The sequence below is a fragment of the Methanoplanus limicola DSM 2279 genome, from assembly GCF_000243255.1.
Classification (GTDB): Archaea; Halobacteriota; Methanomicrobia; order Methanomicrobiales; family Methanomicrobiaceae; genus Methanoplanus; species Methanoplanus limicola.
Genome location: NZ_CM001436.1, coordinates 2,501,810 through 2,526,534 on the forward strand (window position 1 = coordinate 2,501,810; position 24,725 = coordinate 2,526,534).

The 24,725-nt window shown below is 41.2% G+C and carries 31 protein-coding genes; 6 read left to right on the top strand and 25 right to left on the bottom strand.

Going from position 1 to position 24,725, the window contains the following annotated elements; genetic code table 11:
• Positions 1 to 153: 153 nt before the first annotated feature.
• The gene (locus tag METLIM_RS11780) at positions 154 to 822 is read right to left on the bottom strand and encodes a hypothetical protein (protein ID WP_004078680.1); all 669 of its coding nucleotides are present in this window, start codon (positions 820 to 822) and stop codon (positions 154 to 156) included.
• Positions 823 to 1,124: 302 nt separating this feature from the next.
• Here METLIM_RS11780 and METLIM_RS11785 point away from each other — a divergent pair, with 302 nt between their 5' ends.
• The 4 genes from METLIM_RS11785 (at position 1,125) to METLIM_RS15790 (ending at position 6,732) form a co-directional block, all read left to right on the top strand.
• Positions 1,125 to 1,484, top strand: a complete 360-nt coding sequence (locus tag METLIM_RS11785; RefSeq protein WP_157202308.1) for a hypothetical protein — start codon at positions 1,125 to 1,127, stop codon at positions 1,482 to 1,484.
• A 126-nt stretch (positions 1,485 to 1,610) separates the two neighbouring features.
• Entirely contained in the window at positions 1,611 to 1,775 is a 165-nt protein-coding gene (locus METLIM_RS16720) for a hypothetical protein (protein ID WP_004078681.1), read from the top strand.
• A 736-nt stretch (positions 1,776 to 2,511) separates the two neighbouring features.
• Complete coding sequence (locus METLIM_RS11790) at positions 2,512 to 3,345, top strand: nitroreductase family protein (RefSeq protein WP_004078683.1); 834 nt, start codon at positions 2,512 to 2,514, stop codon at positions 3,343 to 3,345.
• Positions 3,346 to 3,711: 366 nt separating this feature from the next.
• Positions 3,712 to 6,732, top strand: coding sequence for a PAS domain S-box protein (locus METLIM_RS15790; protein ID WP_004078685.1), 3,021 nt, complete (start codon positions 3,712 to 3,714; stop codon positions 6,730 to 6,732).
• A 36-nt stretch (positions 6,733 to 6,768) separates the two neighbouring features.
• Here the strand turns inward: METLIM_RS15790 and METLIM_RS11800 are convergent, their stop codons facing one another.
• The 14 genes from METLIM_RS11800 to METLIM_RS16270 form a co-directional block, all read right to left on the bottom strand.
• Entirely contained in the window at positions 6,769 to 7,791 is a 1,023-nt protein-coding gene (locus METLIM_RS11800) for a DUF4435 domain-containing protein (protein ID WP_004078688.1), read from the bottom strand.
• Complete coding sequence (locus METLIM_RS11805) at positions 7,784 to 9,526, bottom strand: AAA family ATPase (RefSeq protein ID WP_004078690.1); 1,743 nt, start codon at positions 9,524 to 9,526, stop codon at positions 7,784 to 7,786. The genes METLIM_RS11800 and METLIM_RS11805 overlap by 8 nt, the downstream gene beginning before the upstream one ends.
• Positions 9,527 to 9,722: 196 nt before the next feature.
• Positions 9,723 to 12,203: a YgjP family zinc-dependent metalloprotease gene (locus tag METLIM_RS11810; RefSeq protein ID WP_048145980.1), complete on the bottom strand. Its 2,481-nt coding sequence runs from the start codon at positions 12,201 to 12,203 to the stop codon at positions 9,723 to 9,725.
• A gap of 142 nt (positions 12,204 to 12,345) precedes the next feature.
• Entirely contained in the window at positions 12,346 to 13,719 is a 1,374-nt protein-coding gene (locus METLIM_RS11815) for an ATP-binding protein (protein WP_004078694.1), read from the bottom strand.
• Between the two features lie 366 nt (positions 13,720 to 14,085).
• Complete coding sequence (locus METLIM_RS11820) at positions 14,086 to 14,667, bottom strand: recombinase family protein (RefSeq protein ID WP_004078695.1); 582 nt, start codon at positions 14,665 to 14,667, stop codon at positions 14,086 to 14,088.
• Positions 14,668 to 14,768: 101 nt separating this feature from the next.
• A complete protein-coding gene (locus tag METLIM_RS11825) occupies positions 14,769 to 15,338 on the bottom strand; it encodes a hypothetical protein (RefSeq protein WP_004078697.1) in 570 nt (189 codons plus the stop codon).
• Complete coding sequence (locus METLIM_RS11830; RefSeq protein WP_245543534.1) at positions 15,304 to 15,573, bottom strand: hypothetical protein; 270 nt, start codon at positions 15,571 to 15,573, stop codon at positions 15,304 to 15,306. The genes METLIM_RS11825 and METLIM_RS11830 overlap by 35 nt, the downstream gene beginning before the upstream one ends.
• Entirely contained in the window at positions 15,560 to 15,820 is a 261-nt protein-coding gene (locus METLIM_RS11835; RefSeq protein WP_004078701.1) for a hypothetical protein, read from the bottom strand. The genes METLIM_RS11830 and METLIM_RS11835 overlap by 14 nt, the downstream gene beginning before the upstream one ends.
• Positions 15,807 to 16,181, bottom strand: coding sequence for a hypothetical protein (locus METLIM_RS11840; protein WP_004078703.1), 375 nt, complete (start codon positions 16,179 to 16,181; stop codon positions 15,807 to 15,809). Before METLIM_RS11840 ends, METLIM_RS11835 begins: the two co-directional genes overlap by 14 nt.
• On the bottom strand, positions 16,181 to 16,321 hold the full coding sequence (locus tag METLIM_RS16725) for a hypothetical protein (RefSeq protein ID WP_004078704.1): 141 nt from the start codon (positions 16,319 to 16,321) through the stop codon (positions 16,181 to 16,183). The genes METLIM_RS11840 and METLIM_RS16725 overlap by 1 nt, the downstream gene beginning before the upstream one ends.
• Positions 16,322 to 16,483: 162 nt before the next feature.
• A complete protein-coding gene (locus METLIM_RS11845; protein ID WP_004078709.1) occupies positions 16,484 to 17,545 on the bottom strand; it encodes a winged helix-turn-helix domain-containing protein in 1,062 nt (353 codons plus the stop codon).
• Positions 17,523 to 17,843 carry a hypothetical protein gene (locus METLIM_RS11850; RefSeq protein WP_004078711.1) on the bottom strand — a complete coding sequence of 107 codons (321 nt, stop codon included), beginning with the start codon at positions 17,841 to 17,843 and terminating at the stop codon, positions 17,523 to 17,525. The genes METLIM_RS11845 and METLIM_RS11850 overlap by 23 nt, the downstream gene beginning before the upstream one ends.
• Before the next feature lie 14 nt (positions 17,844 to 17,857).
• The gene (locus METLIM_RS11855; RefSeq protein ID WP_004078713.1) at positions 17,858 to 18,079 is read right to left on the bottom strand and encodes a hypothetical protein; all 222 of its coding nucleotides are present in this window, start codon (positions 18,077 to 18,079) and stop codon (positions 17,858 to 17,860) included.
• A 3-nt stretch (positions 18,080 to 18,082) separates the two neighbouring features.
• Positions 18,083 to 18,241, bottom strand: coding sequence for a CopG family ribbon-helix-helix protein (locus tag METLIM_RS16270; RefSeq protein WP_083824963.1), 159 nt, complete (start codon positions 18,239 to 18,241; stop codon positions 18,083 to 18,085).
• A 104-nt stretch (positions 18,242 to 18,345) separates the two neighbouring features.
• Here METLIM_RS16270 and METLIM_RS11860 point away from each other — a divergent pair, with 104 nt between their 5' ends.
• The gene (locus tag METLIM_RS11860; protein ID WP_004078716.1) at positions 18,346 to 18,645 is read left to right on the top strand and encodes a ribbon-helix-helix domain-containing protein; all 300 of its coding nucleotides are present in this window, start codon (positions 18,346 to 18,348) and stop codon (positions 18,643 to 18,645) included.
• Positions 18,646 to 18,789: 144 nt separating this feature from the next.
• On the opposite strand, the gene METLIM_RS11865 is transcribed toward METLIM_RS11860, so the two are convergent.
• Entirely contained in the window at positions 18,790 to 19,074 is a 285-nt protein-coding gene (locus tag METLIM_RS11865) for a hypothetical protein (protein ID WP_004078718.1), read from the bottom strand.
• Positions 19,075 to 19,195: 121 nt separating this feature from the next.
• Here METLIM_RS11865 and METLIM_RS16730 point away from each other — a divergent pair, with 121 nt between their 5' ends.
• Entirely contained in the window at positions 19,196 to 19,363 is a 168-nt protein-coding gene (locus tag METLIM_RS16730) for a hypothetical protein (RefSeq protein WP_004078720.1), read from the top strand.
• A gap of 491 nt (positions 19,364 to 19,854) precedes the next feature.
• Here the strand turns inward: METLIM_RS16730 and METLIM_RS11870 are convergent, their stop codons facing one another.
• The 9 genes from METLIM_RS11870 to METLIM_RS16990 form a co-directional block, all read right to left on the bottom strand.
• Entirely contained in the window at positions 19,855 to 20,781 is a 927-nt protein-coding gene (locus METLIM_RS11870) for a hypothetical protein (RefSeq protein ID WP_004078722.1), read from the bottom strand.
• Positions 20,774 to 20,995: a hypothetical protein gene (locus tag METLIM_RS11875; protein ID WP_004078725.1), complete on the bottom strand. Its 222-nt coding sequence runs from the start codon at positions 20,993 to 20,995 to the stop codon at positions 20,774 to 20,776. The genes METLIM_RS11870 and METLIM_RS11875 overlap by 8 nt, the downstream gene beginning before the upstream one ends.
• Positions 20,965 to 21,381: a hypothetical protein gene (locus METLIM_RS11880; protein ID WP_004078726.1), complete on the bottom strand. Its 417-nt coding sequence runs from the start codon at positions 21,379 to 21,381 to the stop codon at positions 20,965 to 20,967. The genes METLIM_RS11875 and METLIM_RS11880 overlap by 31 nt, the downstream gene beginning before the upstream one ends.
• The gene (locus METLIM_RS11885) at positions 21,378 to 21,758 is read right to left on the bottom strand and encodes a hypothetical protein (protein WP_004078728.1); all 381 of its coding nucleotides are present in this window, start codon (positions 21,756 to 21,758) and stop codon (positions 21,378 to 21,380) included. Before METLIM_RS11885 ends, METLIM_RS11880 begins: the two co-directional genes overlap by 4 nt.
• A gap of 10 nt (positions 21,759 to 21,768) precedes the next feature.
• On the bottom strand, positions 21,769 to 22,275 hold the full coding sequence (locus METLIM_RS11890; RefSeq protein WP_048145983.1) for a hypothetical protein: 507 nt from the start codon (positions 22,273 to 22,275) through the stop codon (positions 21,769 to 21,771).
• Positions 22,253 to 22,411 (bottom strand): hypothetical protein, encoded by a 159-nt coding sequence (locus tag METLIM_RS16735; protein WP_004078732.1) that lies wholly within the window; start codon positions 22,409 to 22,411, stop codon positions 22,253 to 22,255. The genes METLIM_RS11890 and METLIM_RS16735 overlap by 23 nt, the downstream gene beginning before the upstream one ends.
• Positions 22,412 to 22,415: 4 nt before the next feature.
• Positions 22,416 to 23,300, bottom strand: coding sequence for a hypothetical protein (locus METLIM_RS11895; protein WP_004078734.1), 885 nt, complete (start codon positions 23,298 to 23,300; stop codon positions 22,416 to 22,418).
• Between the two features lie 13 nt (positions 23,301 to 23,313).
• On the bottom strand, positions 23,314 to 23,739 hold the full coding sequence (locus tag METLIM_RS11900; RefSeq protein WP_004078736.1) for a hypothetical protein: 426 nt from the start codon (positions 23,737 to 23,739) through the stop codon (positions 23,314 to 23,316).
• A 677-nt stretch (positions 23,740 to 24,416) separates the two neighbouring features.
• On the bottom strand, positions 24,417 to 24,725 hold a 309-nt coding region (locus METLIM_RS16990; RefSeq protein ID WP_048145985.1), incomplete at its 5' end, for a hypothetical protein.

The window sequence follows — 24,725 nt, forward strand, 5'->3', positions numbered from 1 at the left end:
GTGAATTAAAATCCGACAATGTGAATTAAAATCTGACAATGTGGATTAAAATCTGACAATGTGAATTAAACTTTGACAATGTGGATTAAACTTTGACAATGTGGATTAAAAGCAAATTTTGAAAATTTTTTTCAGGTTTTAAGTAATCTATCTTCAGGCATAACCGCTCTGACTGTCCCAAAGAAGGGTGCCGTTTTCAGCTGTAATATTAATGTGTATATTCACCCGTTCGCCCGGACTTTTGGTGATGTTAAGTTCAACCGGGTTTTTGGGCGTTATTCCGGTGAGTTTTTCTGCCCCTGTGAAGTCGCTGCCGTATTCCCTCTCTATCTGGTATTCTATTGAGTAGTTGGCGGTTCCCTCTCCGGTTGGAACTACCCTGAAGATGATATTTTCATCACTGACAAGTGCTTCTTCAAAGAAGAGTGATTTACTCTCATTTTCAATTATCTCCCGGGCAGCAGGGCTGTCTTTTTTGCCTGAGAGGTCATTGCCGGACGACTGGTCAGTCCGGGATTCAGGGTTTAAATCTGCCGGGAAGAGGAATAGTGCTGCAAGAAGAATTGCCACAATTGCCACTCCGGATATTATTAATATGGCTGCGGAGGTTTTTGTGTATTTGTTCACGGAGTTTGTAGGGTTTGTGGCATTTACGGATTTTGCAGATTTTGCAGATTTTGCAGTTTTTTCAGATTTTACGGCAGTTCCATCTTTCCGGGTATTGACAGGGTTTTTCCGGTTATTTACAGGGTATTTGGTATTTCCATTTTTGCCGGCATTTGCAGGATTCCCGGATTTTCCGGATTTTTTGCCTGATGTCATGATATATTATAATTATTTATTCCGGATTAACTTAGCATTTCTGATGAGGTTTTTCAGTCATTATGCTGCTGTGCAATGCCCTGCTGCAATTATTATAGGTTCGATATTTCAGTTAATAAAACGGGTTGCAGCCCTTATTTTGGTGTAACGTCTTGTGCAACCGCCATTCTGCTTCCTTCCGCATATCTTTATTACCCTGTTGCAGTCCTTATTTTGGTGTAACGCCTTATGCAACTTGAATGTGTCACCTTTCCTCTGCCATTCTGTTTCCCGTTGCAGTCCTTATTTTGGTGTAACGCCTTATGCAACCCATGAAAACTGCTGTGCCTGAATTTTACAGAAAAGAGATTCAGAATTTTGCATTAGCCAGAACAGAGGAAGAAAAAGAGGAACTTTACGAAGCAAACAGGCAGGATTATGACTATATACTCTTCCCGTCCCGGCGTTCATACGAAATAATCAGAATTCCGACACTCCCATATCCTGAAGATTACCTCTCCTATCTCGTCAGTGCCTTAATGGGTGATCCTGAAGAGATGGACTCATATGAAAGAGAACTCCTTGTAAGACATGGAATTCTTGAAAAGATTAAGACCCACTATCAGCTTACAAAACACGGAGAAGAATTTTTAGAAGTAGTTTGCGGGAAAAAACACCCATAAGGCGGATAAATTTAAAATTACAATAACCAAAAACACCAGCAAATTCCGGCAGGCACAGCCAATAGATTTAATATTCCGGAACATAATATAAAATTGTAATCACACTATGTGAGGTTTTAAGAAGACATGCAGGTAGTAATAAAAACACCAGACGGAAAACTTGACACAGTAGAGATGAAAGATACAATGTGGCTTCAGACAGGAGATATCCTGCCCGATGGATCGGAAGTTATTGAACTAAAGTATCCGGATGACATAGACGATGACATGGAAGCACTTGATATGTACTGATTATTATCATTATAATCATTATTATCATCAGTATTATCATCAATAATGCCGTTTTCGATCATCAAAACCTATAGATCATGATGACCTGACAAAACTATATTATGAGATCATGATGACCTGACAAAACTATATCATGAGATCATGATAGCTTGATAACACCATGTCCTGAAATCAGGAACCTGAAAAATTAAGAGAACCGGAGGATTAAAATCAGGCCGGAAACAGAACAAAATAAGAAGACATATATATTATCAGACACAATCTCAATATCGGGCGGTCTTTATTCCAAATCACTTCAATCGTCCGGCAGATAAAAAATCCGCATGCCGTTCCGCCCCGTTGTTTTCATTGCGGCATCTTCGGGTTTTGGGGCGAATGGAACCGGGCAATATCAGATAAAATCCAATATATCCCGGCCCATATAATTTCATAAATTTAAGAAGCACTTTTTTCCCGGAAAAATTCAGACCTCTCTGAACAGATAAAAAATCCGGCAAACTGCACAGAAATAATCAAAATTACGGTAAACTGCACAGAAGTAATCAAAATTACGGTAAACTACGCAGAAGTAATCAAAATTACGGTAAACTGCACAGAAGTAATCAAAATTACGGTCACATCATAGAAAAACTCAAAATTACGGTCACTTCAAAGAAATAATCAAAATTACGGTAAACAACACAGAAATTATAAATACTCAACCGACCGAATGAGAACCAAAAGGAGTGATTATTAAATGTCAGTAATTCTGGATCCTGAAAAATGCAACAATTGCGGGATATGTGCAGACGTCTGCCCGGTATCCTGCATAGCAGTGGATAAAGACACATATCCATACATACCGGAAGGCTTTGAGGAAACATGCACATCATGCGGCCAGTGTGAGGCATTCTGCCCCAAAGGAGCCATAATATGTGATTCCGGAGGAAAATATTCCCCATACACAAATATCGATGCACCGGATATAACCGCCGGGCAGCTTCACAGATTCCTGCTCAACAGAAGACCGTTCAGGAATTATAAAAAAAAGAATGTCGATAGAGAAACAATAGAAAAGATCCTTGACACTGCACGATACGCACCATCTGCCGGAAACGAACAGCCTGTAAAATGGATAATAGTGACAGGAGAAGAAGCAATATCAGAAATTGTTGAAAAAGCAATAGAAGCAATGGAAAAAGCAGTAAAAAAAGATCCGGAGAGCGAATATGCAGCAATACTCCGCCCCATAAAAGCCGCATACCTGAGAGGCGAAGATTTAATCTGCAAATCTGTACCACACATAGTCATAGCTTCAATTCCGGAAGAGAGCCCATACTATGACATCGACTCAGTGATCGCCCTCTCCTGGTTTGAACTTGCCGCATACTCACACGGAGTCGGGACATGCTGGTGCGGACTCCTGCAGACACTGAGCAACTGCTATGAACCACTGAGAAAAGCACTTGCAGTTCCTGACGGATATAAATCCGGATGTGTAATGATGTTTGGATACGGAAAATACAGAGTACGGCATATCCCTCCAAGAGAAATGGCGGATGTAAAATGGCTTGGGGAAATTCAGGAATAACCCAAAACTCCGGTTAAAAAAGAATATAAACGGCATTTTCAGGACATCTGACAGAAATTGCCTGAAATTAAAATATCTTTTCATCATCCTTTAATTACAGATATTTTTTAAAGTGATACTAAAATTAACATCATGAATATTTCCAAAAATCAAACAAAATGAAATTAACATCATGAATATTTCCAAAAATCAAACAAAATGAAATTAACAGCATGAATATTTCCAAAAATCAAACAAAATGAAATTAACAGCATGAATATCATTATATGTGTGACGGACAAAAATTACATTTAGGTGCTTATTTTAACAGAACAGTCCCTTTCCGGATAAAACCGGCACAGAGATTTCCATTCAGAAGGCAATACAATGATATCAGTTCTATATACAGACGATGAACCCGCCCTGCTTGAAATCGGAAAAATTTTTCTTGAAAAAACGGGTGATTTCACAGTAAAAACTGCCACAGGAGCAGATGAAGCTCTCAACCTTCTGGAAAAAGAGAAATTTGATGTAATCGTTTCAGATTACCAGATGCCGAAAATGGACGGGATAGAATTCCTGATTGAAGTCAGGGAAAGATACGGAGATATACCATTTATTCTCTTCACCGGAAAAGGGCGTGAAGAGATTGTAATTCAGGCTATTAACAGCGGAGCGAATTTTTACCTCCAGAAAGGCGGAGAGCCAAAATCACAGTTTGCAGAACTCTCACATAAAATCAAATCCACAGCAGCAGATAAAAAAACAAGAGATGCACTCCGCCAGAGTGAAGAGCAGTCAGGAGCACTCCTCTCTGCCATGCCCGAACCGGTTCTTGTCCACCAGGACGGCATAATCGTATATGCAAACCCTGTAGCATCTGAAATCTCAGGCTACCAAAATGACGAGGTCATAGGACAAAACCTCCTGGATTTTATTCCGGAAGAGAACAGAGAGCCTATCGCCTTAAACATGGCAAAAAGGATCTCCGGAGATACTTTGAACGATTATGAAGTTGACATCAAAGGCAAATACGGAGACATCCACCATGCAATAGTCAGGACAGCACCGCTTATATTCAACGGCAGTCCGTCAACAGTTGTGATACTGGCAGATATAACAAAGAGAAGCCGTGAAGAGAGGAAAATCCGTGAATCAGAAGCACTCTACCGGGCGATATTTGAAAATACGGGCACAGGTACGATTATATTTGGGGAAGACACCATTATCCTGAAAGTAAACGAGATCTTTTCAGAGATGTCAGGATATTCACGCAGCGAAATTGAGGGGAAAAAAAGCTGGACAGAGTTTGTCGCAGAAGAAGATCGTGACAGAATGCTGACATACGGTGAACTGCGGCTCAAAGAACCCGGAAATAAAGATTTAAAAGCATATGAGTTCAGATTCACTGACCGTAGCGGTAAGGTGAAAGAGTGCATTAATAATGTGGGGATGATTGCCGGAACAGATATGAGTGTTGCATCCATAGTTGATATATCCTACAAAAAAGATGCAGAAAGAGAACTTAAAGAGAAGAACGAAGACCTTAAAGCCTCCAATGAGCGTCTTTCAGCGGCTGAAGAAGAACTGAAAAAGCAGATAGAGATGCTTGCAGAGAGTGAAAATGCTCTGCGTATGAATGAGGAAAGGCTCATAATGGCGCAGGAGATCGGTAATATCGGGTGCTGGGAGTACAATCCTGACAACGGAAAAATCTGGGCATCAGCCGAGACAATGCGTATCTTCGGACTGCCTGAAGAGGATAACGAAATTCTCCCGGATGTGTTAAGACCATGCATCCCCGGATGGGAACCAGACACCAAATCACTCAATAATCTCATCGAAAGAGCAAAAGAATATGATGTAGAATTCCATATACAGCCGGCTGATGGCTCAGAACTTAAGTACGTAAATCTGGTTGCAAAAATAATCACTGACAGAAACACCGGCCAGAAGAAAATAATGGGCATAATCAGGGATATAACTGAGGAAAATGCCGGAAAAGAAGAATTAAATCTGAAAAACTACGCAATTGATTCCGCAACTGACGCTATCGGAATAGGGGATCTCTCCGGCAACATAACCTATGCCAACCCTGCGTTTTTATCAATAATGGGTTATGACAGCCCGGATGAAGTAATAGGTTCAACTTTCCGGAAATTCCCGTACCTTGCCGAAGAAGGAGAGAGCGTCTATAAAGCAATAATTACTCATGGGTCATGGTCGGGGGAAATTATGGGTAAAAAGAAAGACGGGACGCCAAAAATTCTCTGGTTTAACGCAAATATGATCAGGAATGATTCCGGACAACCTTTAGCATTAATGTTCTCATTCAGGGATATAACAGATCTAAAAAGGACCGAAGAAGCCTTAAAAAAGAGTGAGGAGAAATACAGGAGTATCTTTGAAAATGCAAACGACCAGATAATAATCCACAAATTAACAACCGAAAATCGCCCCGGAATAATTACCGAGGCTAATAAAAAGGCCCTGGATACACTTGGATACACCCCTGATGAAATCTTAAAACTCACAATTGCCGACATATCCAGACCACAGAGCCAGGAAGAGATGACCAAAATAGGGAATGTATTTTTTAATTCAGAAAAAGCAATTTTTCCTGCGGAGCAGATTGCAAAAGACGGACATATAACCCCAGTAGAGGTCAGCACAAAACTTATTGAATCTGAAGGGGAACCTGAGGCAATAGCAATAATCCGCGATTTATCTGAGAGGAAAAAAGCAGAGGAAGCTTTAATTCGTGCACACAACCTGTTAAAACTGATCACAGGCATTACACGCCATGATATAAAAAACCAGATAACTGCTCTTACCGCCTACCTTGAACTCACAAAATTTTATGAATCAGAGGAAAAAATAAGAGAATACATTGATAAAGCAGATATTCCCGCCCGGAATATTGTATCAATCATAGAGAAAACAAAATCTATAGAGAGCATCGGCATAGATGAACCTGTCTGGCAGGACCTGCACACAACGGTAAAGACAGCAGCGGAGAAGTTCTCACAAAAAGGCGTTGTAATTACTAATGATCTCCCGTCTGACATCCGGATACTGACAGACCCGGTTCTTGACAGAGTATATTACAACCTGATAGAAAATTCACTGAGACATGGCGGAGATATTACAGAGATCAGATTTTTTGGGGAAAAGTCCGGCGATGACTACCTGATTATATATTCAGACGATGGCAGAGGTATTGCAGATGAAGAGAAAGAGAAGATATTTGAGAAGAATTATGGCCATAATACCGGTCTTGGTCTCTACTTTACACGCGAAATCCTGGCTATTACAGGAATTAGTATCAGGGAGAACGGAATTTACGGCAGAGGAGCCAGGTTTGAGATTAGGGTGCCCGAAAAATTATGGGAGATAGCAAAAACCTGAGAGAAAAACAGAATGAATAATTTCCGGAAAGAGAAATCAGCACCTCTCAGCTGCCATCATTGACTGATGGTTCTTACTGCGGTCAAACAGAGACTTTGACATTTCTGAGATATTATCTTCAGACCACTTCTCAAGCGAATGAAAAAGTTCTGTCCTGTAAAATTCGTTCCTGTCATAGAGGTTTCTAAAAAGCCTCTCTAAGTCCCTTAAGAGGACCTTTCTGCCGTCCATCTGCGGATAATTGACATTGATGTCGGCAAGCAGGGCACACATAAGGTCATGTCCGCGGCACAGCTGCATAGGATGGTCGAAATAATCCGGATTTTTGGCCTTCTCAACACTGAGTGCCGCCATGAAATCCTCATACTTTGCCTTATTCCTGCCGGAGATGAGGGAAAGAAGCTTATCTTCATCACACCTGAAAGTAACAGGATCTGTAAACTCAAGGAATAAATTTTTCTTCTTGCAGTTGATATGCTTAAATGTCATATTAAAGCCGTATTTCTGGTTTACATAGAGCGAAAGCCCGATGAGCACCGAGCACCGGACAATGGAGGAGAGAATGCTCTCCTTTCTAAGGCCAATAGTCATATTTCTCTGAAATTCCCCTCCGGCAGAATGCTTCCTGTAATATTCAAGGACTCTCCCGATCAGTTCATCAGAGATTATCATCGTCTCGATGTCATGTGTGTCTGTCATAAAGACGTTCTCCCTCTCCTCTGTCCCGTCAGGCATAAAGAACGAAAAATCCCGGTCAACAATCCCTATAACTGAACTCTCTGCATCCTCTTTAAGTCTGTCAGAGAGAGAATCAATAATTTTAATGACATTCTCCTTTGAATTTGCAAACCTTATCTCGGACAGTTCACAGTTAAAAAACCGCGAATAGAACTCATAGTCACCCGGCCCTTCGGTGAGGATGAAGATCTTTGACTTAAGCCCGGGATAATTCCTCTCCATCTTCATTATGGTTCCGCCAATCTCTTCAGGGTCAGCCCAGATCTCCTCAAGCCTGTAGCTTTCGCCGTACCTGCCCGGTCTTCTTCTGCCTTTAATCATCACCATGCCCCTCTGACAGATCGACAGTATAGTCCCAGTTGGTGTGAATCAGCTGTGGAGAATGGGTTGCTATTATGAACTCCGAACCGGTAATATCTGTGATCTTCTTTATGTAATCGAGATACTGCCTCTGCCAGACGATATGAAGTGAGATCTCCGGTTCGTCAATTAAGACGAGAGTGCCGGGATCTGTGAAGAAGATGAGGTCGTAGTACATAACGAGCTGGTTTTGCTCCCCGGAAGAGAGCCTTTCAGGCTTTATCCTCTCACTGTCGCCGACCGTGAAGTAAAAGCCCCTGTCTGCCCGGATTTCAAACGAGAGATTCAGGAAGAGTGCGTTTATTATCCGTATCAGCAGGTCGATCTTCTTTTCAAGGTCACTGAATATGAGGTATTTCTTCTCAGTGTCTTCGATGTACAGTGTCAGTGCAGCCAAAACCCCGGTCTCGTCCTTTATCTCATCCTCATCTATCTCAAATATCTCGCCTTTTGCCGGCTCATGTGAGAGAAAACCAAGTTTCTTAAGCTTCTTCTGTTCGAGCCGGATGTTTGAGAGGCTCTGAATGATAGTCTCTGCCGGTGGCAGCAGCCCTTCCGCCATTTCATAGCAGAGCTTCATGTACCTGGAAGGATATGTGGCATCAAGCTGCTGCGTGCTGGCGGCGTAATCGTTTAACATCGCCTGGATGCGTTTTTTTATGTCATCCGAATGGTTGAGTATTGTCAGTTCATAGGTTCTCTTTGCCCCGGGAATATGGCTGGTTAAGAGATCGTCCTCGCGTTTCTCCCCGGATTCGGAATTCTGCCAGAGCCTCTGGGCCGATATGAATTTCACAGGAATTGGAGGAATTATCCGGGAGAGTTCCCACGAGGTCTCATCCTCACTGTAGTTGTCAGGATTTACGGTGTATTCAAGTGTTTTTCCGGCAGAACAGGTTTTGAAATGTAATGACCACATCTCTTTGCCGGGAAGCTTTCTCCCCTTTGGCTTATCCTGGCTCTTCTCTATTGTCAGTACTCTTCTCTCTGTTGAATTCTCTTCTTCAGTGTAAAAGCCGATCTCTGCCGAACTGAAGGGGATGTCCCTTATCTCTTTTATGTTTCCGACAAACACGGCCCTAAGAAGCCTGAGTATTGTTGTCTTTCCGTAACCGTTTGGTGCTGTGACAATGGAGATGTGTTCACCGTTCTCAAGCGGAATTTTATGGTTGAATTTTGAGAAGAGGCCCTTGATATCTATGTATTCCAGTTTTATCCGGTTGAAACGGAGGGGAGAGTCCCTGGTTATGGCATCTATGAGCCGTCCGAGCATTGCTTCGGTATTCTCTGAATCTAAAAGCGGGAATTCAACCCACTTGTCTGAGAAGAGTTTTGATACGACATCTATGTATTCTGTATGGAGTTTTTGGCTTCCGAGAAATACAACCCTTTCGTAGTTTAAGAGGCCGTCTGATTCTGCGTTGATCTCTATTGTATCATATTCAAGGCCGGATTCGGCAAAGGTTTTCGCACTGTAATCCGGGATTTCCTCATTTGGGAGTAGAAATCCAAAGCGTGGCGAGAGTATTACGTAGTCTTCCTCATAGAAGATTTCACAGTATTCCCGGCATCTTTCTGCAAGCCTGCCAGTATAGGCGTCTTTTGCCCTGACGTGCCGGTTTTTGTCGAGGTTTGTATCCCAGTCCCAGATCTTTTCTTCCCCTGCGGGAATTATTACCAGGGTCTTTAGTGCCATTCTTTTAAATTATGAGCCGGAATGCAGATTAATGTAGCGAATGGCCGGTATGATAGAATATTTTGATAATCGGAAATTCAAAGAGGGGTTTTATCCGGCCTTTTTGGTCATGATTAATCCCGGAGAATTCCTCTCTCTTCAGGAGGAACTTCACATCTTCCTCCGGGCAGTCTGACTGGATTTCAGGAGATTTTTTTCAGTGCTCTTTTAACAGCTCAATTCTGTAATTTTTCAGCTCTTCTTTTCTCATATCCGATTCAGGCATTGCTTTTCTTAGAGTACTGTAAAAGCCCTTACTATGGTTTGGATGGTGGTAGTGGCAGAGTTCATGGGCAACGATATATTCTGTCAGATGGCCTGAGACCATAGCGAGCCTTTCATTGAATTTAACGAGATCTCTTCCCGGTGTGCACTGTCCCCAGAACCTTTTGGAGTAGCAGATTTTTATATCCGGAACTGATATTCCAAAGATTTTTGAATATTTTGGCAGGTATTTTCTAACCTCCTCTCTCGTTAAATCCTGCATGTATTCTGTAACTTCCTGTTCTATGCAGTAATTCTCATCAATGGCATCCTTTGGGATGGTGACAGTCAGATAACCTTTTTTCAGTTCCGGTCTTCTAATCTTATGTGATTTTACCGCCCGGATCTTTACTTTCTTTCCTTTAATATAGAACGGTGCTCCGTTATAGAACCCGATTCTCTGTGCAGTCTTTCTCTCTTCATTGCTGATTGTTTCATGAATGAAGGCAGCATTCTCCGCCACCATCTTTTCAACATCTTCCGGTGCTGCACTGAAGGGCACTACCACCTCGACCGTATCATCTTCATGTATTTTTACGCTGAATTTTTTGGCTCTCTTTGAGTATTTTACTGTGTAACTGTAGGTTTCACCATTGTAAGTTATAGTGTGGTCAGTTTTGCTGTAAACTCCGGCCTTCTCAACAAGGGGATAATTTTCTGCAATCCACTGCCGGTTGTATTTTAAAACGGAATATATCTCTTTTTCTTCTGCGCCAAAGGGAGCGGTGACTATGAGCTTTGGCCCGTTTATAATCTTTATTCTTACCTTCCTGAAACGGCTGCCATACTCTACTGTGAAGGGGATGTCTCTGCCGGAAACTCTGAAAGTCCCTTCACCGTTTTCAGGCTCATGAGATGGCTCTTCCACCTTTGGTTCCGGAATATTACCCATATTTCCGGCTGTAGAAGCCTTTAATCTCCTGATTTTTTCGTGGATTTCAGGAGCACTCTGACTGACAGTTCTCTCAACTTCCTGTACATCTGCATGAAGAGGGGCTGAAACTTCAATTATTCCACCCATTATTATATTGATTCTTATGTTTTTTGACCTCTTGAGGTACCTGACTGTATATCTGTATATCTCACCGTTATATGTCAGGGTGTGCTCACTCCGGCCGTTTACTCCGGCCTTCTCCACAAGCTGGTAGTTGTCATAGATCCACTCACTGTTCATCTCCAGTATACCGCAGATGTAATCCCTGCCTATACCCAAAGGGGCATTAACAACAAGTTTTGGACCCTCTTTTATCTCAACACCAGCGCTTTTCAGACGGCTTTTATATATGACTGTGTAAGGAATTTCTCTGCCAAAAACTTTGAAAACTCCTTCGTGCAGTTCCCGGAAATCACTGTTTTCATCCGGATATTTCTCTGATTCTTTGAAATAGTCATGGACATTGCAGATATGGTCCAGAACCATACCTTCAATATCCTCGTTTTTTGTATACCGGGGAGTGGTAACTTTGATTATGCCGCCTTCCAGAGTTTCGACCTCAAATCCTTTAATCTTCCTGCTGTATCTGACTGTATAATTGTAGGTGACACCGTCATACTCGATGGAATTGTCTGTTCTGCTCTCAATTCCGGCATACTCTAAAAGGATAAATTTTTCACTGATCCAGTCTTTGTTTGCTTCCAAAGCATCGGTGATCTCCTGCTCTTTTGTTCCGGGCGGTGCGGTAATCAGAATTTCCGGTCCTTTTTTAATCTCGATTCCAATATTTTTGTGCCGGACCCCGCATCTGACAGTGACTGAGACCTCAGCGCCTGCTATATGGATTGTTCCGCTGCTAAAAAGAGAGCTGTCTGCTTCATCATAATTATCCGGATTTGTGTTTATTTTTTCCAACCTCTTCTCTTCTGCATCGTTAAGCCTTTCATCTATGGTCTTTAGCGTAAATGTCTCAAGTATTTCGTTCAGTCTTATTTCGGCAGGATTTGCATCAGAACTATCATTATGAGATTTTTGGGAGTTATCCTCTTTATCTCCCTTTTCCGGTTCTGCTCCATCTCCAAATGAGAATAACCCTTTCTGCTCGCTTTTAACGAAGGCCGGATTTTTAATCTTCTCACCCGCAATTATGAGTTCTGCATCCTCTGCACTTATTGGCACTTTATGCCATGAATCTGAAAGATTTAATCCATTATCAAATATCATACTTAATGGATTAACAAAATTATTAATACTCTGGTTAATTTCTTTGAGTGCCCTAATAGTTTCAATGTTTGATTTTATCATGGGGGTTAAGGCCATAAGCAGGATGCGTATCTCCTCTTCGTTAAACTTTGGCGGCGAGAATACCAGTACCTTTTTTTCACCTCTGAATTCAATCCCTATTTCATCTGTCCCTTCAGTATACTCTGTTTTATACATGAAGGAGAGGCCGTTGTGCCGATATCTGCCCATTGTTATTTATTTTATTTTTTAAGAGAAAAGAGGTTTTTGTTTTTGCAGTTTATCTATAAGTCCCTGACGGATAAGTGGTACAGATGTTTTAACCCGGAATATTTAGTGATTACATATCATCAAGGTCAAAGACAAAGTAGCCATCCTTACGCAAAGACTCTTTATCGTGGACTTTTTTTGCAAAGAGTGCAAAATGCTCCTTTCTGGTTTCATTGTTCCATTTCACATATTCTGACTTTCTTTCAAGATCTTTTATCACATTAACAGCATCTTTTTTATCAAGTGTTTTCCACTTACATTCACCAAATAAGACCTCTTTTGTCTCCTGACTGACCACAATGATGTCTATCTCCTCTTCTTTATACCACCAGCGTTTAACATCCGAAAAGTAAAAAGGCATGAGGATCTCCTTTATTTTGATCTGCTCTATTACAAAGTTTTCAAATTCTTTTCCATAATATGAATTAATCTGAAAAGAAATCCGGGAGTAAACCTCATCCACAAGTCCGATTTCAAGGTCAGAAAGATTTGGATAAACAAATCTGAACCAGAACCTGAAATACTGGTCGTTGATTTCATAGATTCCGCCCTTTCTTTTTCCAAGTGGCAGTATATGCTCAATGAAATGAAGATTCTGAAGCACTGAAAGATATTTTGAGAGATTTCCCTTCTCTATTCCGGTGACTGAAGATATTTCGCCCTGCTTATTATAGCCCAGTGAGAGATATTTAAGAATCAGGGTATAGACCTTTGGTTCCCTGAACTCCTCCCTTAGTAAAAACAGGGGTTCGTTATAAAGGACCTCTCCCTTCCTCAGTATTTTATCCCTGATGTTTTCTTCAACGGTTAAGGTTTTGTCCAGTTTGTGGAGATAAAAAGGAACTCCGCCACATATGGCACGGAACCTGAACAGGTCTGCCTTATCATGGGCACTGAAAAAATGTTTCATATGCTTAAACTGCATTGGAGATACTTTCCACTCGCCTGTACGCCTGCCATAAAGGGGACTTTTGTAGCCCAGAACTTCAGTCTCCATCATTCCCATTGAAGAACCGCATATTATCAGGGATATGTTACTGCCTGCAAGAATTTCATCGCAGATCTTCTGGAATACTGATACAATCCCACGGTTTAACTCTATCAGGTATGGAAATTCGTCAACAGCTATTATTGCCTTTCTGTTCCCCATTTCATCTCTGAGATATCTGAAGAGTTCATAAAAGTTTGAGGGGTCTAAATTCCGGAAGTAATCTTTTCCGGTTAAAAGAGCAAATTTCTCCTTCATCTCCTTTATGTTCTCTGCAACGCTGTCATTGGTACAGAGAATGTATACGCCTTCTTTGTCTTCAATGAACTTTTTTATAAGCTCAGTCTTTCCAATCCTCCTTTTACCATAGATGACGATGACCTGGGATGAATCTTCTGCACATTTCCCGTTTAAAAAATCAAGTTCCCTCTCTCTGTTGATGAATGGTTGTATCACAAGTATAATACTTTACCTACAACTATTTAATGTTTTTAGACGGATTAATGCACTATTCTTTACTGCCCCTCTTTAATTGGTCCTGTCTGCCACACATATAATGTTGTATGGTAAGTATCATACTTATTATACAAATATGTGGACTAAGTTTGCCGGTCTGAGTGAAATTCTATAGGCAAAATGTCCACTATGTCTCCCAAATTTTACCTGATTTTTGTCAGGAAACAGAATTTGACAGTTTTATTGAAAATAATCTCATTAAAAAAATATCAAAAAATAGTTTAGAACATCTCTAAAAGAGCCGCTGGGGAGAGTATTTTAACTGGTGGTCTAAAGCCTTTAATTTAATCTGATGGATTTCGCAATTCAGTTTTCATTTAATTTGTTGTAGATAGTTGTCCGGGAAACTCCATATCTTTTTGCGATCTTAGATATTGGTACCCCTTCAGCCTGAAGCCTCTTAATGTCAGCAGTAGAAATATCCGCTTCAGGTCTTCCTACCCTCTTTCCCTCCGCTCTTGCCCGGTCTAATCCGGCTTTTGTACGTTCGATGATAATTTCTCTTTCGTACTCTGCAATACTACCTATAATATGATAGAATAATCTTCCGGACGGGGTTGTTGTATCAATGTTATCTGTGACAGATACGAGACCAATATTATGATCAGCTAACCATTGAGCAATTTTGATTAAGTCAGATAATGATCTTCCTATCCTGTCAAGTTTATAGATCATCACAGCCCGGATCTCTAAAGGATTCTTTTCAAGGTCTTTAAGCATCTGCTGAAAGCCTGTTCTGTTTGTGTTCTTCCCTGATGCTTTGTCAGTGTAAACCTGAACAATATCAAAGTCCTTTACCTGGGCGTACTCCTTTAATTTGATGATCTGGTTATCCAAGTTTTGATCATCAGTGCTGACTCTGGCATATATGCACACTTTTTCCGGCATACAGGGTTATTGGTCACAAGTGTAAATAAATGTTATTGTTGCTGTATAAATTTACAGGTTTTTTAACATGGTAAAATAACGGTCGTTTTTTGAACAAAAACCTATGGTTTTTCTTCCAGAATAGTATAACCCTTATCTGAACCGAACTTCCGGATCTCCAGATAACCATTTACCCCGTATGCCTGACCGGGGACCCAACCTTTCTTAGCTTCATATCTGCCAGTGCGGGTATTGAATGTGTCACCTTTCCTCTGCCATTCTGTTTCCCATGCGAAAAGATAGATCTGAATTCCTGTTGCTGTTATTATGGGGATGCCTGGGCGGGAGACCTTCGGGAAATGTCCTGGGAAGAATCTGATCTTCCCGTCTATAGTGAATTTGTAACAGGAGCGTGTATCTGGTGTAATTATGCTTAGAGCATAATAGAGAACCGGAATGATCTTTGTTCCTACTTTTTTAACAAGCTCTCCGGAAGGGGTTACATATATGATCTTTTTATTCAGATCATATATCCGGAAAAGTCTTTCAGGGTTTGGGTATTGTTCCGGGATGCTCTCCCCAGAGAATAGATAATTTGTTTTTGTCTTAAGCCATGCAGAGAACATTTTATATTCATGAAGGAGAGGGTTATTAAAATCATTCAGGGTTGTTTGAGATATGGATTTTATCATATACATCCTCCCGGTTAATCCGGATACCCTGAACTGCTAACACTCCGAAGAAAGCGAACTGAACAACAAGGTTTAGATTTCCGGTAAGCAACCCGCTAACAGTCCATAGGGAATTACCGGCAACCCATGAAGCATAACCCGCCTTTCTATATTGCCGGTTCTGTTGCACTGTAAGAACTGCTCCGGCAATACCTAACAAAACAGCCGGAGACTGAAGGAGATCAAACATTTTCATCTCCTGAATAATACTTCTGCCTGATGTAATCCTGTCCGGAAGAGAGCATCTGTTCAGCCTCTTCCCGGATGATTTCTTCCGGTGATCTCCATTCACCTGATAGCAGCTCTTCCCGGATGATTTCAGGTAATGCTATTATGCTGATTTTGCAGATTGCGTACGGGCTGTTTACAAATTCTGTGATGAGGTTCTGGTAATAATCTGCCTGGGTACTCTGCAGGTACCCGGGGAGTTTAAGATCTAACATTACTCACCTCTTCAGAGTCCTCTATCTTTACTAAGTCGTATGTAATGAGGGGACATTCCCATTCTTTATCATACTCAGATGTTATTCTCTCTTTGAAGAGATACAAAGGATTACCATCATAATCTATGATTCTAAAGTCTTCCATCTCTTCAGGCCACCCATTAGTGTAAGCCTCTTCTTTTAGAGCCTCCAGACTACTTTCAGCTTCCTTTATAGCTTCTTCCAATGTTAGATAACAGCAGTCCACTCCCCAGAATCCTAAATCTGTTGTATGGAAATATTGACATTTTAGGCAGCCTTTGAAGGAATTACCGCACCATTCACACATCTCTTTTCTTATCTGGAGATATTTACCTGACATCAGGCATCCTCTCCTAAAACCCATTTTAGAGTCCTTATTCTAACATCCAGTCTAACGGAGAAATCTTCACTGTCAGAATGTATTTTCTTTTTCTCTTCATAAATCTGGATTAGTTCCCGGATCTCAGATTCAGATTTCATGATCTCACCTTCTCCCGGAGAACATAATCAGCTAAGTCTTTCCTGCCTTCCTGCAAGCCTTTTGCCTTCCCTTCATTGTAACCCCATAGATACAGGGATAAGCTAAGGATAGCTAAGAAGACAATAGTAAGAATTGAGTAAATAATCATTTTTCATACACTCCTAAGTAAATTTATAAAGCCGGTCAAAATTAGAGTCAGGTACAGAAAGAGTAAGGAAGCGGGCTTCAAGTTCTGTTTGTTTTTTCAGTATTGCGCCTACAATTTTTGAAAGGTTTGTTAGGTGGTTTATCAGACTGCTGTCTGTCGTCTGGTTTTCTTTAATCTCAGTCAGTTGGTTATAAATGGGTTGGAGGACTGCCGAGATATTATTGAGGTATGGATCAGAATTTCCAAGCTGAAGGATTCTTTCAAGACCGCGATCCATTGCCGTAGCCCTGGCAGGGTCGAGGGTTTCAACTTCCCACATACCCGGCTTACCGTTGGCTTCCGGACTGCCGTCTATGAAGAATCCTTCCAAAATGGTTTGGGGTTGCGCTATGGGGGCATTTTTGGAAAATTCAAATCCGTAATGGGTATTTGTAATCTGTTTCCCTGTGTGTTGCGGGGTGTCGATCTCTATATCGGTGCCGAAGCTTCTTTGTTTTTGGAGGAATGACAAAACAGCTTCGTGAATGGAGGTTTTAATTATGGTTTCTGCTTCTTCAATGCTTTCTGCATATACCTGGCTGTTGGCATCAGGATAGGCAACAATCGTTTTGGGGTGCACGTCTATTGTTATGTTTAGTCCTGACCGGCTTGTTAAACAATATTTGTGCCTGTCGCCTCCCCTCATCTGCCAAGAGGATAGATATTTTGTTCTTCTGTCTTTGCTGAGATTGCCGGATATTTCATAGGAATATTTTAGCCGGACATTGTGAACCCGGCAGGCCGTAACCTTTGCATCCGGGGTTTTCTTTTCGATCTGCTTTTTCAGGTGTCCGGTTATTTTATACCAGATGTTATATCCTGACGGGGTTTTATCGGATTTACTGATCAGGTTGTATTTTTCAAGTTTCTTTACAAGCTGGTTAACATACTGTCGGGTAACTCCTATTCGCTTGGCTATCTGTGACTGTGTCATCTCCCCGGTGCTGAGAAGATTGATTATCTTCTGCTGCTTCCGGTTTAGGGTGTTAACCCAGTTGATAGCCTGAACTTCGTTAAGCGATAGTTGTTTGTCCATTCGGGAATAACCTGATAAATTGCTTCTCTTCAGAACCGATTTTCTTAAAAAAGATGGTGAGGGTATCCTCTTTTTGCATCAGCTCTATGTAATTGATCTCTTCTCTTTGCAGGATCTCGATAATGTCATCTACAAGGAATCTTAATTTCTTGCCATAGTCCTGAAAATAGAGGTTATTTTTGTAGCCGTTGATGAATGCTCCGGCTTCGGTAATCATGAAATGCCAGATCGTTAAGGCTTCGGCCTTCTCCCATTGGTTTATGGTTCTTAAAATCTCGGCTGTGGTGGTGGAGTTCATGATTCACCCGGTTTTTAATCCTCGAATAATTCGGCCTCTTCCTTTTTTGCCTCATCAAGCAGTCTTTCAAATTCCTGCATTGTCGGCGCTGCATTGAACAGCTTTACTTTTGCGTCCGTGAACTCCTGCCATTCCGGGGTGTTCTTAGAATAATGAGTAATCCTGCCGTATTTGTTCATCTCTGTTCGGATGATTGTCTTCCTCATTTTTTTAGGTGCGGCACTGGCTTTTGTCATGGTTTACGCCTGTTGTATGGCTTTCCGGATCTCTTCAGAGCGGTTTGTTTTTCTCATCTCAGCAAGCCTATTTAGTTTTTCGAGGATTTCATCGGGCAGCCGGACTGATATTCTGGTCATGGGTTTAATGATGACCTCCTGATCTTCGGTCGCGTGTGACATAAGAATAAATGGTCACACCTAAAGATAAAGTTTTTTGTCACACGATAGAATAAAAGGTCAGACAAAAGAACATATTGTGCGACAACATTTTTTATATTATACCAATGTCAAGAAAAATCGATGTTGAACCCTCATTTAAAGCAAGTTTAAGGATTCCCTATAGGATTCTTGATAGAATTGATGAACTAGCAAAGGTTCACAACAGAGATAGAACCGGGGAAATTAACAATGCGCTTCAGGAATACATTGAGAGAAACAAGGTTAACATAGATATTGATAATCTCCTTGATGAATTAGAGGATGATCCAAAGTTTACAGAACTTAATAATAGATACCTGGCATTGAAAGAGAAATTCAATAAAGAACTGGATAAGGCATTTTTGGAAGTTATGAAAGGGGATTAAAAATTATGGGGATTAGCAACAGAACAATTAAATTAGGTTCTTCATCACTTTCCATATCTGACATAAGCATTTCCCGGACTGTTTTGAATTTTGGTGGCATAGTTACATATTGTAACGGCAATATTTAAAAAAGTAATTATGGATTCAGGTTTCTATCAGCCATTCACCCCGCTTTAATTTTTCATCGAGGATCAGCCGGTGAACCGGAGTAAACCGGGGATGACTGATAAGCTGGTCATACTCTGCCCTGGTAATTGTCCGGTGTGGTTCAGGCAGGTGTTTAGTTGTTCGGGAAGTTTTTTTACTCCTTGTGCCTATATCATAGTTGGCGGTTCTGTTATTACTCGGCTGTGGTGGTGGAGAGATATTCAGGCCGCCGTCTTCTGTTCTTTTGCTTTCTTTTGGTTTGGTTCGTTGTATGTTCTTCATACAGATTAACAGTAAAATGTTGCTAACTTATAATATGTAGCCGTGCGGAGGGTGAAAGTAAAAACATCCTGAATAATACTCATTTTTATGAATCAGAACTGCCTGCCGGATGGTTGTCATAATGGCGGTTATTCTGGTTAATTCGTATAAGTTTACCGGAGTCTTTACCGGAAGCTTCCCCGGAGATCTCCGGATTGGCGCTGAGGTTTCAGCTGCCGGTTGTCAAGTGATTGACATACCCCTGTTACTTTCTCCGGCAAAAGATGTAAACCGGCTTTACATCACTTGACAAATTAAGCCGGAGTAAAACGGACTGATTGAAGAAAGGATAAATATACTGTCTCCTAACATCCCAGACGTTTTTACTTGACAAGTTTAAACGGGCTGTAAATATCGCTTCTTTTTTGCCCTGGCATTAGTCCGGAGAGTAACCGGAATACCATATTATCAGGATAGGAATAAATCCATAATTCCGGAAAAGAAGCCGGAGAGAAGGAAGAATTATTGATTAATTTCTTTTGGATATATCAGAGTCAGGCAGGATCTCCGGGTGGCATCTGCCCGGAAGGGTGCAGGATAGTATATGGCAATGTCAAGTAAGTTAACATCGGTCACTTGACAAGTTGTAAACTGATATGTTAAATTTCGTTTAATTCAGGTAATACCTGATAATATTGCTTAAATTAGTTGACATCTTTTGAAGGTGGTATATAAAGGAAGTAAAGAGGTTATGATATAGCTGTTAAATTTGCTTAGAATTGAAAAAGAGGTTTAAATTATTTATGCTTCGGCTTTTAACGGCTCTGCCTTCTCTTCTTTACCAGTTTTGAGAGTACCACGATAATAGACCAGTCCTAACCGTTCACCATCTCCATAGAAAGGCATCTTAATCCGGTCTTCCCCATAGTCACGGGAGGGAAGACCCACCCACGCCTTATCAGTAGGGGTTTGTGCCCACAGATCGTTGAACCGGGATAACTTCCCGTCTGTGAACTGTGCACCTCTCCGGATGAGAATCCACGGGAAGGAATCACGGGCAGCAGTGTTGATCACCTTCCAGCTTTGGGCAGCTGCAACGAACCGGACTTTTAAGGATCTCATTGTATAGAGAGAGTCTATAACATCCATTCCAGCGGCATAGTGCTCATGTGATTTAGCCATATGTTTCGCAGGACATACAAACTGAAATTCGTCTATGAATATGTGCATAGGGGTAGGTATCCGGTAATCATATGCCATATTGATAAGTTCCCTGAATATCCGGGATACTACTTTTGCATTGGCGACATGACCCCGGACGAACCGGGAGAATGAGATCACGTTTATTCTGTCAGGATCTAAAGCGTGCCATACATCAGCATAATTGATAAGGTAGGTCTTTTTTAAATTCAGTTTTGTTTTATGCTCGTTTCCGTCTTCATCTACATAAACTGAAGGCCGGATATCTATATCACAGCCCTCCGGGATTATGAGGTTTAGCGGTCGGAACTTTGACAGGGTGAGCATTTCGGATGTTTTGGCGGTATCAATCCAGACTATGCAGGACTGAGGAGACCATTTGACAAGACCGTCAAGGATGTAATATAGACCTTGTGTTTTCCCGGTTCCCGTCTGCCCTATTTCTATCATGTGTTGCCCTGGCTTCTTCCAGAACTGATTAACCATGAATCCTATGGTTCTGCTGCCTTTCCCTTCCTGTTTATTCATCTGTTTCTCCGTATTTCCCATATTTGCCGATCATATACCCGGCAATCAAGCAGGCCATACCGATTATGAGAACCAGTAAACCGAGATCTCCCCATGTGGTCACTAAGACGTTTGGATCAGTCCAGTCTATCATATGGGTTATGTTACTTTGTGTAACATGAGGATCAGTATAATTGACCTGGCTTAAATCATATTCAAATCCTGCCCAGTCCATGATGTTGCAGTCACCTCCCCGTATGTTTTCTCGTTTATCAGTTTGTTCTCTTCAATCTCAAAGAGCAATTCTGTTATGAATTCATAGAGTTTCAGTTCATAATCTGTCCTTTGTTCGGAGTTAAAATCTGAGTATTCATAAGTTCCTTCTATTGAAGGGTGATAGTCTGCCCTGAGTTCTGCAAGAGATGCTTTCAGGCGGTCTATTCTGGCCTTCAGTTCTTCATCTTTTGCAATATCTGACCTGAGCATTGCCCGGACTGTTGCAAGTGCCATAGAGACCAGATTCAGCCGGTTGTATATTGCACTGTTGGAGCCTTTGATAAGCAGCAGGTTATTGATAGCAAGCTGATATGACAGGGTCAGAGGTTTAGAACCGGATCTCATTTTTTACCTCCAAACAATTTTTCCCAGAATGATTTTTTTGCCTCTTCTTCTTCCATGACCTGCGGGAGATGATACACTGGTGCAGCCTTCAGAATACCGGCTGCTTCCTGTCTGCCTAACCTGTCTATACTCGGTGAAAGGTGTTTGTAGTTTACAAGGAAGGAGATTACCGGATCTATTCCATCAGTCACCCCTCCGGCTTTCAGGTGGTCGTTAAGGGAAGAATATAAAGCGATGGCTTTAATCTGTCCTTCTGTAAGATGTGCAAGCGGTTCATAGTCCGTTCCCACTCCAAGCAGAAGATCAATCTTCTGGAGCCTTTCAAGTTCCGGAGGCAGCAGCCTTTTAGGTGGTGTCGGGTTTGGTGTGGTGTTCATGGTGATCTCCTTAGAACATCAGCCCTAACAGAAGCCCGGCAACAAGACCGACAAGGATCATGATTAGTTTTTCCCGGCCAGAGAGGGGAGCGGAGAACTGTTCTCTGAGCATATCAGAACTTAACGCCCTGCCGACTAAAGCCGGGTTTGTATTCAGGTTTATAACCTGTTCAGTTCTTTCAAAGGTTGCAGTCCATCCGGAGAATTTATTTCCGTTTATGATGATCTCTGATGGTTTTTCCGGGGTTGACTCAAAGGTCATTGTCTGAAGCTCTTCCCCTTCGGATCTCTCCAGAGTGACGGTTACACCTGCATCCCTGTCTATGAGATAGACAGGACAGCCCTTTTTCTTTTTGTAGGAGAGCATCGGTTTTGTGACTACAGCATAAGCCTCCTGGAGGAAATGATCAAAGAGCATTGAACCGTAATGTTCCATAGTTCCATCTCTTCTTATGGTTCTGCCTCCGTTCTCAATGACCATGCACTCGACTTCTTCACCACGATTTAATTTTTTCATTGGTAGCATGTTTTTTACCTCCGTATTTTTCCATGTATCTTTTATCGAACTTTTCCCGGCATGTTTCAATATGCTCTGATTTTGCGATGCAGACCGGCTTTCCGTGTTCTTTTACGATTATTTCATATCTTGACATAGTGTCACCATAATTTCAGAGACTGAATTATTTTATAGAATATATCCAATATTTTATTCACAAATCCGATCCAGAAATCCACAAATTTTGTATTGTAATCTATGAATTTTTTGAAGAAAGAAACCATATCTCTGGAGTTATATGCCGCATATGAAACCAGAACAATTTCATATAACACTATGATTTCAAAGAAATGTTTGATAAATATAAAATAGAAGACATACAGAATTGTTGGAATGACCGTGAATATTCGGGATACAAAGTTGATTAAATCTGAAAGCCATTTTAGATAAGATGTTGAACCAGTTCCTTCCTCAATGTCTTTCTGAACATATGATATATCAGCATAGGCTATTGTTGCAGTTATTGGATTATCCGAATGGATCTCAATTTTTGTAATGGGAAATGATGAGATATAAGGATCTGGCTGAAAGCAGTAGTTCTCAAGGTTGTTCAGATTTGTGAACCACGATTCATATAACAGTATTCCGTCTTGTCCTGTGTCCTGATTGGTTGCGTAGGTGCTGATATATGCTTTTGTCAGGAAGTTCTCAAGAGAACTCCAGTTATGAGACTGTGAGCCTAACCCAATATCAAAACTGGCAGTTAATAACTCTCTGGAATAATGGATATAGCCTTCATACTGTTCTCCTGAACCCATTGTAAGGGTGAATGAGATTTCACCCGGAATTATATTGTCAAGTATAATCAAACTGATGGCTTTGTCTTCAGATGACAGATCAAAGATAATATCTGTCTGATCTTTGAACTGTGTTTCTGTGTTGTGGTCTCCGGATATCCAAGTATCTGCATTCGTAAAATTTCCGGCAGATACTGCCGGGAATAAACATATTAAAATCAGGAGAGAGAAAAAGATAATTTTCTTCATAATGCCTTTCCTCCTATAGTTTCATCCACTTGATGAAAGACAATAACAGCACAATACAGGTTAGGGTTGCAAAGGCTTCTATGTTTGAGAAAATTATACTGAATGCTGCTTCAGCCCTCTGGGTGTCTGTCCTGTGGTCGGGGGTTGGTGCTGCTGTAGGATCTCCGGGGAGAACCTGCCCTTCCGGCCTGATGGCTATATACTCATTGATTGTGTCTCCCGTCCATGAAGGAGTATATATTCGGGATACTGTTACATAGCCGTCCTTCCGGATTGTGTAAGATACTTGTGCCGATTTGTTGACCTGGAAACTGACATAACCGGAAGATGTTGTAAGCTTGGTCTGCCAGTTAAGGGTGACTGCTGCCGGGCTTGTCAGTGGGGCTGTGTCTCCGGCTGCATTGGTCTGTTCTGAGATATAAAAATTATAGACTCCCATTCCTTCCCCCGGTTCATCTCCATAGGTCGGCGTTAGTCTGATTTCATTGGATGAGTCGGCATAGAATGCAGCCTGATCCGGTATGGATGTCTGATTTTCATATCCGGAAGCCTCAGCCCAGTATTCATATCTTAGGCCTTTTTGCAGGAGGAATTCACCTGTGCCGGAGGGGAGGGTTTGATTGACAAGGTCGCTGCCGTCCAGTGCACGATAATAGGCTTTTGAGCCGGCTATGAGGGAGTTGTCGGAGAGGGATTTTACGTCGGGTTATTATTGAGACTTCGTTTGATGGGGCTGCTTCATTATCGTTTGTATAAGTATAATTATTACCGGCTAAGGATGTTATTACGATGCTAAAATCATTTGTTGATACTACGTCATTTATATCATTGTCTGATATATCAGTTACTGTAATAATGTCATTAGTATATCGGGAATATGTAGAAAATAACCATCTCGGTTTAATGATATTTGATAAGGGTAACTCTCACTAATTGTAAGCGTGTTTTCCCATGCCATATTTCTTACACTTTGGTAATTACCTTCGGCTACATATCCCCCTGAAGCCAGAAATATTCTTCCGACTTCAGAATTACTTGAGGTATTATATCCTGTATATTTAAAATATGGAACATCAAAATAAATCCCTGTAAGTGTTATAGTATTTGACCCACTGGCTAAATCCTTAGTAAATAAGCCCATAACCTATAATTTGTAACCGAACCGCCAGCATTCCTGTATATCTGCCAATATAAAGTACCTACATTTTCGTCTGATATATATATGGGTGAATTACCATTATCATCTTCGGCATTTATACCCAAGCCAGTTCCTTCATATGTCCAAAAATATGTTCCACCATATTTATCTTGAGTATCAGGTAAATACAATTGGTTAAATACATAACCATAACCCTTATGTTGCGTACCAGTACCAGTGCCAGAATATTGACCTAATTCTATACCTTCTTCCGAAAATGTTTCTTC